This is a genomic window from Paraburkholderia phosphatilytica (genome assembly GCF_003443895.1).
Lineage (GTDB): Bacteria > Pseudomonadota > Gammaproteobacteria > Burkholderiales > Burkholderiaceae > Paraburkholderia > Paraburkholderia phosphatilytica.
Window position 1 is genome coordinate 161,106 of sequence record NZ_QQOA01000008.1, and the last position, 12,192, is coordinate 173,297.

Annotated in this window: 9 protein-coding genes; 7 read left to right on the forward strand and 2 right to left on the reverse strand. The window is 63.6% G+C overall.

Annotated features, from left to right (window positions below; genetic code table 11):
• The first annotated feature begins 234 nt into the window (after positions 1-234).
• On the forward strand, positions 235-1,335 hold the full coding sequence (locus DVS29_RS11080; RefSeq protein WP_118180503.1) for an NADH:flavin oxidoreductase/NADH oxidase: 1,101 nt from the start codon (positions 235-237) through the stop codon (positions 1,333-1,335).
• Between the two features lie 15 nt (positions 1,336-1,350).
• Here DVS29_RS11080 and DVS29_RS11085 read toward each other — a convergent pair whose 3' ends face one another.
• The gene (locus tag DVS29_RS11085) at positions 1,351-2,112 is read right to left on the reverse strand and encodes an SDR family oxidoreductase (protein WP_118180504.1); all 762 of its coding nucleotides are present in this window, start codon (positions 2,110-2,112) and stop codon (positions 1,351-1,353) included.
• A 38-nt stretch (positions 2,113-2,150) separates the two neighbouring features.
• The gene (locus tag DVS29_RS11090) at positions 2,151-3,047 is read right to left on the reverse strand and encodes an alpha/beta fold hydrolase (RefSeq protein WP_118180505.1); all 897 of its coding nucleotides are present in this window, start codon (positions 3,045-3,047) and stop codon (positions 2,151-2,153) included.
• A gap of 257 nt (positions 3,048-3,304) precedes the next feature.
• Here DVS29_RS11090 and DVS29_RS11095 point away from each other — a divergent pair, with 257 nt between their 5' ends.
• From DVS29_RS11095 to DVS29_RS11120, 6 genes are all read left to right on the forward strand, one after another.
• The gene (locus DVS29_RS11095; RefSeq protein ID WP_118180506.1) at positions 3,305-4,132 is read left to right on the forward strand and encodes an N-acyl amino acid synthase FeeM domain-containing protein; all 828 of its coding nucleotides are present in this window, start codon (positions 3,305-3,307) and stop codon (positions 4,130-4,132) included.
• 175 nt (positions 4,133-4,307) lie between these two features.
• Positions 4,308-7,340: an EAL domain-containing protein gene (locus tag DVS29_RS11100; protein ID WP_118180507.1), complete on the forward strand. Its 3,033-nt coding sequence runs from the start codon at positions 4,308-4,310 to the stop codon at positions 7,338-7,340.
• Positions 7,341-7,547: 207 nt separating this feature from the next.
• Positions 7,548-8,675 carry an FAD-binding oxidoreductase gene (locus DVS29_RS11105; protein ID WP_118180508.1) on the forward strand — a complete coding sequence of 376 codons (1,128 nt, stop codon included), beginning with the start codon at positions 7,548-7,550 and terminating at the stop codon, positions 8,673-8,675.
• A 34-nt stretch (positions 8,676-8,709) separates the two neighbouring features.
• Complete coding sequence (locus DVS29_RS11110) at positions 8,710-9,939, forward strand: M24 family metallopeptidase (protein WP_118180509.1); 1,230 nt, start codon at positions 8,710-8,712, stop codon at positions 9,937-9,939.
• A gap of 47 nt (positions 9,940-9,986) precedes the next feature.
• A complete protein-coding gene (gene fdhA / locus DVS29_RS11115; RefSeq protein ID WP_118180510.1) occupies positions 9,987-11,189 on the forward strand; it encodes a formaldehyde dehydrogenase, glutathione-independent in 1,203 nt (400 codons plus the stop codon).
• Positions 11,190-11,492: 303 nt separating this feature from the next.
• Positions 11,493-12,152: a M24 family metallopeptidase gene (locus DVS29_RS11120; protein ID WP_118180511.1), complete on the forward strand. Its 660-nt coding sequence runs from the start codon at positions 11,493-11,495 to the stop codon at positions 12,150-12,152.
• Positions 12,153-12,192 lie beyond the last annotated feature (40 nt).

The window sequence follows — 12,192 nt, forward strand, 5'->3', positions numbered from 1 at the left end:
TGTCGGACGAGCCTGGAACGGCCGATGATATTGATGGTGTCGGCGTCTGTACAGGCGGTTGCGGACGGCGGATGCGCATCAGCTTCCGCGATCAATTCTCTTCCGGAATAAGCCTTATCAACGATCCGCCCATTCTCATCCACTCCACCCAGCCATTACCCTACGTTCAGCGGTAGCCAAGCCAACCAGTCTTGAGAACGTAAGCGGCGCTAGAACGCGCCGGGCGGAGTCGTAATGAGTCACCCCATGCTGTTCACGCCGACGCAGGTCGGCAACCTGAATCTGGCCAATCGTATCGTGATCGCTCCAATGGCTCAGTACTCGGCCGAAGACGGGCAGATGAGCGACTGGCACCTGATGCACCTCGGCCAGCTGGCGATTTCGGGTGCGGCCGCGCTCACCATCGAGGGCACGGCGGTCACCGCCGACGGACGCACCAGCTATGGTGACGTGGGCCTCTATTCGGATGCATGCGAGGCCGCGATGGCGCGCGTGCTGCGCAGCGTTCGGCAGTGGTCGGACATACCGATCGGCATTCAGATCAACCATGCCGGCCGCAAAGGGTCGCGGCGGAAGCTCTGGGACGGCGGAACGCAGATTCCATCCTGCGATGCGAACGGCTGGAGCACATACGGCCCATCGCCGATTGCATTTGCTGCAGGCGACACACCGCCCATCGCATTGGACCGCGATGGTCTGGCCGCGATTCGCGATGCGTATGCAGCCGCGGCGAAACGTGCGTCGCGGCTAGGCCTGGATTTCATTCAACTGCTTGGCGGGCACGGCTACCTGCTGCATCAATTCCTGTCGCCCTTGTCGAATCACCGGGACGACGAGTACGGCGGCTCGGTCGAAAACCGGATGCGCTTTCCGCTCGAAGTGTTTGAGGCCGTGCGAGATGCATTCGCGCATGACCGCCCGGTTACGATGCGCGTGTCCGCAACGGACTGGGTGGATGGCGGGTGGTCGATGCAGGACACGATCGCATTCGTCAAGGCACTGGAAGCGAAAGGCTGCGCGGCGATCAATGTCTCAAGCGGCGGTTCGAGTGCGACCCAGCCCATTCCGGTCGGTCCCAGTTATCAGGTTCCGTTCGCCCGCGCAGTGAAGCAGGCGACGACGCTCCCCGTGATCGCCGTTGGCATGATCACCGAATACGAGCAGGCCGAATCCATTCTCAGCACGGGAGATGCGGATCTGGTTGCGCTCGCGCGGGCCGTGCTCTTCGACCCGCGCTGGCCCTGGCACGCGGCCGCGCACTTCGGGGCTCAAGTCAAAGCGCCGAACCAGTATCGTCGTGCGCAACCCAGCCGCCTGCGCAGCCTGTTCGTTTGAAGCCGCCGCTGTCTTTCACTTCCCGCCGGTGACGTCGAGGAACGTGCCGGTAATGAAGGAAGCCTCGGCGCTCGCGAGCCACAGGATCGCCCGCGCCACCTCTTCAGGCTGACCGCCGCGTCCCATCGGGATCGAGTCTTTGACGCGATCCACGCGCCCCGGCTCTCCGCCGCTGGCGTGCATCTCCGTGTAGATATGCCCGGGGCGAATGCAGTTCACGCGTATTCCCTCGCGCGCGACTTCTTTCGCGAAACCGGTCGTGAAGGTCTCGAGCGCGCCCTTCGACGCGGCATAGTCGACATATTCATTTGGACTACCGAGTTTTGCCGATGCCGACGAAATGTTGATCACGACGCCACCGCGCCCATTGTGACGCGTCGACATGCGTTTCGCTGCGTGCTGCGCACAGAGCATCGGGCCGATCGCGTTGACCGCGAAAATGCGCTGCATCCGCTCGAATGCGAGATCCTCCAGCCTCGATTGACGCGCGATGATTGCGGCGTTATTCACCAGCACCTCGATCCGGCCGAATTTCCGGTCGATCGCGGCGAACAGATTAGCGACCTGCTCGGGATCTGCGCTGTCCGCGCGCATCGCTAACGCGCGACGGCCCAACGCTTCGACGTCGGCGGCTACGGCAAGCGCGGCGGACTCGTTGGACACGAAGCTGATCGCGACGTCGTAGCCTTGGGCGGCGGCAAGACGCGCCGTCGCCGCGCCTACGCCGCGGCCTCCACCGGTGATCAGAATGAGCGGTGCCTGCGAGACAGTATTCATCGAGCGAACCTTCCTTCGTGTGATAGCCGCAAAACAGGTCAGGGCGTGGACCATGCGTTGACATCGAGCACTGCGTCAGCGAACGCCGCAGGTGCTTCCTGCGGAAGATTGTGGCCGGCGTTCGGCACGACGCGATTCTGATGGCGCCCCGTGAAGCGCTGTGCATTGGCCTGTCTTCCGCCAGGTGGCGACACGCCATCGGCGTCGCCTTCGAGCGTGATGGTGGGCGCCATGATCGACGGCAGCGCGGCCAGGCGCCGCTCGATCTCGTCGTATTGGGGATCGCCGTCAGCCAGTCCGAAGCGGTGCCGGTACGAATGCACGACGACGTCGACGAAATCCGGATTGTCGAACGCCGCAGCCGAGCGCGCGTACGTGTCGTCGTCGAATCGCCAGGTCGGCGACCAGAGCGACCACAGCAGACGACAGAACTCGCGCCGGTTTTCCGCTAGCCCAGCCCGGCCGCGCTCGCCATGCAGGTAGTACTGGTACCACATCCGGTATTCCTTTTCGGCGGCCGCTGGCTGCGACGCATTAGCGATGTTCTGGATGTTGTAGCCGTTGACCGACACCAGCCCGCGCGTTCGCTGCGGGCACAGCGCCGCCACGATGCAGGCGGCCCGGCCGCCCCAGTCGTATCCGCCGAGCACCGCGCGGTCGATCCGCAGGGCGTCGAGCAGCGCCAGCAGGTCCGTGCCAAGCGCCGCCTGCTGGCCCGAGCGAAGGGTCGCGGGCGAAAGAAAACGCGTGGCCCCGTATCCGCGCAGGTAGGGCGCGATGACGCGGGCGCCGTGGGATGTCAGGCGCGGCGTGACGTCGTCGTAAGCGTGGATGTCGTAAGGGAAGCCGTGCAGCAGGACGACGGGCCAACCGTCGGCATCGCCCTGTTCGTCATAGGCAATGTCGAGCTGGCTGGTTGCAATATGGTTAAGCATGGCGCCTTCCTTCGCACGAACCCCCTGAGACGATGTGGGGCCAGGAGCAGGCAGGATAGCGACCGGCTGGCGGTCCGGCAAACCAGATAAATTGGCCAATCGCGTTAGAAAAACTCTTGCAGGCGCGATGAACTCCGCTAGCGGCCGATTCCGGCGCATCTTCCTTTCTGTCCTTCCCATAGCCTTACGCCCCGACGTGCGAAGCTCCAGTTACTACGGTCAGCAGATCGTAGACAACCCAACCACTGGAGCACCAGATGTCGCAGATTTTCACCAACCTTACCGCTCGTCCATCGACTACCCGGTCCGCGTTTACGGCGCCGGCGGAGCGCCCGGGGGCGCCGCTGCCCGGACGACCGGTCGGACGGCTGCCGTTCACCGTGCGGGTCGTGTCCGACGAGGAAAGCCTGAGCCTCGCGTTGCGGATGCGCAAGTCCGCCTACCAGCGCCATGTGCCTGATTTCGCACGCGATATGGACCAGCCGGAGACGTACGACACGGACCCGGGCGGCGTGATCCTGCTGGCCGAATCGAAGCTCGATCGCACCCCGGTGGGTACAATGAGACTTCAGACCAATCGTTTCCGGCCGTTATCTCTGCAGCAGTCGGTTGATTTGCCGCACTGGGTGTCGGGTCGGCTGATTGGCGCGACGCGTCTCGGTGTGGAAGCGGGCGAGTCCGGCCGGACGGTGCGCCTCGCGCTCTTCAAGGCGTTCTATCTGTATTGCCTGCGCGAGCAGATCGACTGGATGGTCATCGCGGCGCGTGTGCCGCTCGACCGGATTTATGCGGGGCTACTGTTTAGCGACGTCTTTGGCGAGGGTGAATTCATGCCGCTCGCGCACGCGCAGAACATCCCGCATCGGATTATGGCGTTCCAGCCGGGTACCGCGGAGGCGCTTTGGCGCGGCGCGCGGCACGCTCTTTACTCGTTCATGATGACCACCTATCACCCCGATATCAGCCTCGACGCCGCACCTCACCTGTATTACCCAACGCAGACGCCAGCCGTGGCGGCAGCAGTGGCGGCGGTAGCGGAGCGGGGTGTGTCGGCGGCACTGTCGGGCGCAGGCATCGCGCAATAGCCATAGCAGGCGAGCTGCGCATCGGGTCCATAGCGATCCGTTGCGCATGGTATTCTGCGGCCGGCATAGCGGCTGCTTACGGGCCGGTGCGGCGATCCGGATATCGCCGCACCGCGCAGTTCCCGCTTGACCGGGTCTTGTCAGGCAATGCGAACCAGGCCAAGGGTAACAACGAATGAGATGGCTTAAAGCCAATCGGTGGTTCACTTCTCGCGACGGCGCAGGCCAGACCGGCAGCGCGCCGATCTATTCGCTTTCGAATTTCTTTTCCTACTTCGCGATTCCGGTCGCGATCGTAATCCTGTCGGTGATCGTGCTGCTGACGCCCGATATTCATCGCGACACCGTCGGCGAGACACCGCTCGCGCTGCGCGTGCTGCCCGATCCGGCAGGCCGGCTGGACGCGGCCGGCGCTGCGTCGAAACTGAAGGATGTGGCGACGGTCGAGCGCTACGATACCCGGCTGAGCGAGACGCCGTTCTGGTTCTCCGTCGCGCTGCCCGACACGTCAGGCGTCAATACGCGCGCAAGCGCTGACGATGTTTCGAAGCCGGGCAATGCGCTGCAATTCTCCGCCCGCCACATCGAACAGATCGCGTGCTACGACAGCGCAAGCCTGCAACCGCTCGGCAAGGTCACGCTCCAGCGCGCGGTATCAGGCGATCTCCGGCGCTCGGCAAGTGGTGTTGCGCTGCTGCTTCGCGACCATCGTGAAGTGGTGTGCCGGGCGGTGTTCAGCGGCCCGGTCGTGATCCGTGCCGTCGGTCTGTCGGACGAAGGGCAGAAGGCATTCAACGACACGTTCTATCGCCGCGCGGGTCTGCTCGAAGGCGGGCTGGCCACGCTCGCCGCATTCGTGCTGATCACGGCCCTCATCAATCGCGACTGGGTGTACGTGCTGTTTGCGGCGTGGCTGTTCGGCAATCTCCGCCTCGGCGCGATCTCGATGGGTTGGGACGAGATGTGGCTCGGCTCGGAGCTTCCGGCCGACTGGGTCTCGCTGATCCGGAAAATCACCGTCCCTGTCTACTATCTGCTGACCTGCACGCTGTTTGCCACGCTGTTCCGGCAGGACATGCCGCGCGTGGGCTTCCAGCGCATCTTCCGCGCGGTGCTGTGGCTCGGATTCGTGCTGCTCGTCGCGGCCATCGTGCTGCCGGTGCCGATGTATCTGCCGCTGATGTGGGTGACCGCCAGTTTCGCGATCGCAGTGCTCATCTTCATGGTCGGGCGGCTCCTGATCGTCGCACCGTCGCGAACCGCGTTCTGGTACGGCGGCGCGCTGGGCGTGACGCTGCTCGCCAGTTTGTCCGAGGTCGCGTCCGCGGCCTTCAAGATGCACGTCCACATTCCCGCGCTGAACAGCGTGACCGCGGCGCTGATTTCCAGCCTGATGGCGGCGCTCGCGATCGCGGAGCAGATCCGGCAGGAACGACAGGAGCGCATGCGCGCGCAGCTGGAATTGAACCACGCGTATGCGGCGTCGCCAGTGGGGCTCTTCACGCTGAACGCCGACGGCAGCTTCGCGCGCTTCAATCCGGCGCTCGCGCAGATGCTCGACCTGCCGGAAGGCAACGCTCAGCGCCATTGGGATGAGGCGTTCGCGCCGGGCAGCTGGAAGTCCATCTTCGACGAAGCGATGGCAAGCGGCGCGCTGGAGCGCGAACTGACTCGCGAGTCGCCTTATTACGTCGACGAGATCGTCGACGATGTGTCGCAGGAGATGGGGCAGGGCCAGCGCCACTATCTGATGCGGGCAGCGCACGTCGGTACGCAGCTGGAGGGTTCCGTTCAGGACGTGACGGAGCGCCATCGCGCCGTGCAGGCGTTGCACTATCTGTCGGAACACGATCCGCTGACGGGCGCGTTGAACCGTCGAGGCATCGAACGCGAGATGCGCGATAACGCGGCGCATCTGTCGAGCGGCCGTCGTGTGATCGGTTATCTGGATCTGGACCGCTTCAAGCTGATCAACGATCTGTTCGGCCATCACATCGGCGACGAAGTGCTTCGCCAGGTACGACAGCGGATGCAGGCGGTGCTGCGGCCGATCGATCGCGTCGGGCGGGTTGGCGGCGACGAATTCGTCGTGCTGTTCGGCGCTGCGTTGCTTGCGGAAGTGGAAGAGCTGGCGCAGCAGGTGGTCGATGCGATCGGCAGCGCGCCCTACCAGATCGGCAGCCGTGCGTTTCACGTGCGGGTGTCCGTCGGCGTGATCGAGGCGCCGCCCAGTCTGCGCGCGGAGGAAGCGATCTCGGCAGCGGATGCCGCGTGTCGCGAGGCGAAGCGCAACGGCAACGGGCGCGTCGTGGTGTATGGCAACGATGCGCCGATGTTCGGCGAACGCGCGAGCGAGCTCGGTCTGATCGAGATCTTCAGCGGCGACCTGCCGGGCGAGCGGCTGTTCCTCGAAATGCAGCCCATCATGTGGATGAAAGCACCCTACGACGCGCTCGATTTCGAAGTGCTGCTGCGCATGAAAGCGCCGGACGGCAGCGTGATTTCGCCGGTGCGGGTGATTGCGGCCGCCGAGGCCAGCGGCTCGATTTCCGCGCTGGATCTGTGGGTCGTCGAGGCGGTGCTCAAATGGGTCGACCGGCATCGCGCGCAACTCACGAACACCCGCTTCGTGTCGGTCAACGTGAGCGGCGCATCGCTCAACGACGAACACTTCGTTGCCACGCTCACCGAGTTGTTCGCCCGCTACCGGCACGTCGTGCCGATGCTGTGCATCGAGATTACGGAAGGTGTGGCGCTGCACGATCTGCAGAACACACGCCGGCTCGTGGATGGCCTGCAGCGACTCGGCGCGCGCGTCGCGCTCGACGATTTCGGCGCCGGCTATACGTCGTTTCCGTACCTGTGCGAGCTGCCCGCCGACGCACTGAAGATCGACGGCCGGTTCGTGCGCGACATGAGCACGTTGTCGGCGAACGCGGCCATCGTGGACGCGGCCGTCGGACTGGCGCGCAACCTCGGCATGCAGAGCATCGCGGAATGGGTCGAGGACGCGTCCACGCTGGAAGAACTGCTCGTGATGGGGATCGACTACGTGCAGGGCTTCGGCATTGCGCGACCGCAAGCGCCGGACAGGATCCTGGCGGCGCGATCGGCGGCGGACTTCATTCAGGACTCGGCGATACTCGCGTTGATCGGCACGGCGGACCTTGCTCAGACGGATGAGGGGTTGTCGCGGTCGTTGCACTAGCGGCCAGGCGCTTGTCCAGTGTGGCTGCTGCCCCCTCCCAAAGAACGCATAACTTAAAGTAATAGCGCGGGGAAAATAAAGCGCATTGACGCTGTTCTGTCGCAAACCAATACTCGAAGCACACGAAGCCCGAAAGGCATCTGCGAAAGGGTGAGCCAGCGGTTCCGCACCTCGATTCGCGTTCGTGATTCGACAAGGTTTGATGCGATGAACTCGGTAGACAGAATGTTCGATCCCGCAACGGAAGATGACCGGCTCTCCAGTGCAAGTACCTGGGAGAGCGGCGGAAAACTGTGGGCCAGCAATGAACAGCAGGTGCTCACCTGCTGCCGTGTGGTCGACGAAACGCACGATGTAAAGACTTTCGAATTTCGCGTGGGCGACGGCTCGCCCGTGCGGTTCGAGCCTGGCCAGTTCATGACCGTCTCGGTGCTGATCGCGGGACGGTCGGTGGAACGCTGCTACACGATTTCTTCTCCGCCAACGCGCCCGTACCTGGTTTCCATCACGGTCAAGCGCGTGCCGTCCGGCACGATGTCGAACTGGCTCCACGACAACCTGAAACCCGGCGGTCAGTTGAGGGCATACGGACCGTCTGGCACCTTCACCCCTACGGCAGCGCCGGCCGCTAAATCCCTGTATCTGTCGGCCGGCTCAGGCGTGACGCCGTTGATGTCGATGACGCGCGCGAGCATCGACCTCGGCCTCAACCGCGACATCGTCTTCGTGCACAGCGCGAGAACGCCGGCGGATATCGTGTTCCGCAACGAACTGCGCAGACTCGAAGCGCTTTCGCCGCGGTTTCGCACGCATTTCCTGTGCGAGGGTATCGGCGACGAAGCAGCGTGGACCGCACCGACCGGCTGGCTTAGCCTGCAGCTCCTTTCGGAGTGGGTGCCCGACTATGCCGAGCGCGAAGTATTCACGTGCGGCCCGGCCGGCTATATGAACGCCGTTCGCGAACTGCTTCGCGAAGGCGGTCACGATCCGGCTCGCTACCATCAGGAAAGCTTCGATATCAGCGCGGGCGTCGCGCCGGAACCGGTCGCGCCGCAAGACGAGACGCGTCAGGAAACCTTCACCGTGAAGCTGTCGCGCTCGTCGAGGTCGTTCACGATGAACGCGTCCGAGACCGTGCTGTCCGCCGCGAGGAAAGCGGGTGTCGCGATACCGTCGTCCTGCAGCCAGGGCATATGCGGCACGTGCAAAACCCGGCTGGTCGAAGGTGCGGTCGACATGAAACATAACGGCGGCATTCGCGACAGAGAGATCCAGAAGGGATTCAGGCTGCTGTGCTGCAGCCGTCCGACTTCGGATCTCGTGCTCGAACTCTGACCCTGCCCGCAAGGCGCATCCGGAGCAATAGCAAATGGCGGAAGACCAGCTTACTCAAGCACACGGTGCCATCGAACCCAATGAAAAAGAACGCGTGCTGCGCGATGCTCGCGCGTATCGGCTTGCGCGCGTGCAGGAGCAGCTGCGCCAGCACCAATGTCCGGCCATCCTGCTCTACGACCCGGTGAACATCCGGTATGCGACGGACACGTCCAATATGCAGGTCTGGGCGGGTCGCAATCCTGCCCGCTACGTGATGGTCTTCGCGGATGGCCGCATCGTCGCGTGGGAATTCCATAGCAGCGAGCACGTGTGGGACGGACTGGACCTGAACGTCGAGCTGCGTGGCGCGATGAGCTGGACGTTCTTCAATGCCGGGCACGAGGCCGAGCGCCGCGCGCAGACGTGGGGCGCCGAGATTGTCGACGTGTTCCGCAAACACGCTCCGGATAACAGCGTGCTGGCAGTCGACCGGCTCGACCCGTTCGGCACCGCCTACCTGGAGAAGCAGGGCATCACGCTGCTCGACGGTCAGGCGCTGATGGAAACCGCGCGATTGATCAAGTCGGATAGCGAACTGGTTCTGATCGGCGAGTCCCTGCGCACTGCTGAAAGAGGCATCGCGCGCATGCGGCGTGAACTTCGGCCAGGCGTCACCGAGAACGACATTTGGGCGAATCTCCACTTCGAGAACATCCGGAACGGCGGCGAGTGGATTGAAACGCGACTGCTCGCGTCCGGAGACCGGACCAATCCGTGGATGCACGAGTGCTCAAGCCGCGTGCTGCAAGCGGGTGATCTGCTGGCGTTCGATACCGACATGGTCGGCCCGAACGGTTATTGCTCGGACATTTCGCGCACGTGGCTAGTGGGTGACAGCCGGCCGTCCGACGAACAGCGCAAGCTCTATGAGCTTGCCTACGCACAGGTCCATTTCAACATGGACTTTCTGCGCCCAGGCATGACCTTCCGCGAGTTTTCCGATAAGGCGTGGAAGATTCCCGAGCAGTACGTCAAGAACCGGTATTGCTGCCTCGCGCATGGTATCGGGATGGTGGACGAGTATCCGTCGATCGCGCACAGCGTCGATTGGGAAAGCGCGGGCTATGACGGTGTTTTCGAAGCAGGCATGACGGTCTGCGTCGAAAGTTATATCGGCGCGGAAGGCGGCACGCAAGGCGTCAAACTCGAACAGCAGGTCGTGCTCACCGGGAACGGTTGTGTCTCGCTGACCGATTGCAGCTTCGAGACCGACTGGCTTTAACACTGGTCGCACGACGCAGTTTTGACTCACACAAGATCGGAGACAGCATGTCAGGAAATCGCGGAGTGGTTTACGTGGGACCTGGGAAGGTAGAGGTCCGAAACATTGCATTCCCGGAGCTGGCCGACCCATCGGGTCGCAAGGCGAATCATGGCGTCCTGCTCCGGATCGTCGCGACCAACATTTGCGGCTCGGACCAGCACATGGTTCGCGGCAGAACCACTGCGCCGGCAGGCCTCGTTCTCGGCCATGAAATTACCGGAGAAGTGATCGAGGTCGGCTCCGACGTCACCACGCTTGCGAAAGGCGACCTGGTTTCGGTGCCGTTCAACGTGGCGTGCGGCCGCTGTCCGATGTGCAAGGCGCAGAACACTGGCGTGTGCCTCAACGTCAATCCGGCGAGGGCTGGCGGCGCCTACGGTTACGTCGATATGGGCGGCTGGATTGGCGGTCAGGCCGAGTACGTGATGGTGCCGTACGCCGACTTCAACCTGCTCAAGTTCCCGAACCGCGATCGCGCGATGGAAAAGATTCGCGACCTGACGTGTCTGTCGGACATTCTGCCGACCGGCTATCACGGCGCGGTGACTGCTGGAGTCGGACCCGGCTCGACCGTCTACGTCGCGGGCGCGGGTCCCGTCGGTCTGGCCGCTGCCGCATCGGCGAGATTGCTGGGGGCGGCCGTCACGATCGTTGGCGACGTGAATCCGAAGCGTCTCGAGCACGCGCGCCGCGTTGGCTTCGAGACGGTGGACCTGTCCGAGGACGCATCGCTCGCCGACCAGATTGCAAGTCTGCTCGGCGAACCGGAAGTGGATTGTGCGATCGATTGCGTCGGCTTCGAAGCGCGCGGCCACGGACACTCCGGTTCTCAGGTCGAAGCGCCGGCCACCGTGCTGAATTCGCTGATGGAAATCACGCGAGCTGCCGGCAAGATCGGCATCCCGGGCCTGTACGTGACGGACGACCCCGGCGCCGCGGATTCCGCCGCGAAACACGGCAGTCTCTCGGTCCGTTTCGGCCTGGGCTGGGCGAAGTCGCATTCGTTCTTCACCGGGCAGACGCCGGTGATGAAATACAACCGCAATCTGATGCAGGCGATTCTGTGGGACCGTTTGAACATCGCGGAAGTGGTCAACGTGACCGTCATCGAACTCGACCAGGCGCCGAGCGGCTACGCGGAATTCGATTCGGGCGTGCCGAAGAAATTCGTCATCGACCCGCACGGCAGCCTGAAGGCCGCGGCATGACACTGTTCCTGCGACGACGTGCGGAACGCTTCGTCGTCGCTGTCTCCTTCTCCTGACCTAGGGGTGATTTGCAGCCGGTCTCATGACCGGCTTTTTTTCGGCTTGCGCGGCGTCTCCTTCGCCTATTGCGCGCCATCCAGTCGGATGCTCCAAACGCCGCGCAAGGTTGCCAATTTACCGAAGTATACGCAAAAATATAACGCCGACATCCCGCGGTTCCGTGAGCGATATCGGCCGTGACCATGCGTGGCTCGTCGGCTCCGCGGCGTCCCATCGTCGGTAAAACAACCGGAGCAACGCAAGGTGAACAGTCACGCGAAGCAGGCGGTAGGCGAAGACTTCTCGATGAATGCGATGCTGCACGCGCGCGTGCGGACCTGGCAGGCGGTCGAACAGATCGGCGAAGCAATGCGGCCCGGCATGCGCGAATCGCAGGCGAATGCACTGGCCAAGGTGCTGCTTCAGGAAATGGGCATGGACCGCATCTGGCACCCCGTGTTGATCCGTTTCGGCGAGAACACGCTGCGCACGTTCAAGGAGCGCTCCGAAGGCGACCCGGTGCTTGGTGCCGACGACATCTTCTTCATCGATCTGGGCGTGGTGTGGAATCGCCATGAAGGCGATGCCGGCGCGACCTACGTGACCGGCGACGACCCCGACATGCAGCGCTGTGCGCGAGCGGCGAAGACCGTTTTCGACGAAGTGGCCGAACACTGGCGCCGCACCGGCTGCAGCGGCGTCGCGCTGTACGACTACGCGGCGGAACGCGCGGCCGCGCACGGCTGGCGTCTGAACGTCGACATCAAGGGTCATCGCGTCAGCGATTTTCCGCACGCGATCTACAAGGCCGGCAATCTCGGCGATTTCGACGCGGAGCCGTCCGCCGGGCTGTGGATCCTCGAAATCCAGATCGCCCATCCCACGCGCGCATTCGGCGCGTTCTACGAGGACCTGCTCGTGTAACCGTAGCCCGGTGCGTACGGGGGAGGGAACCGCAGGCGAT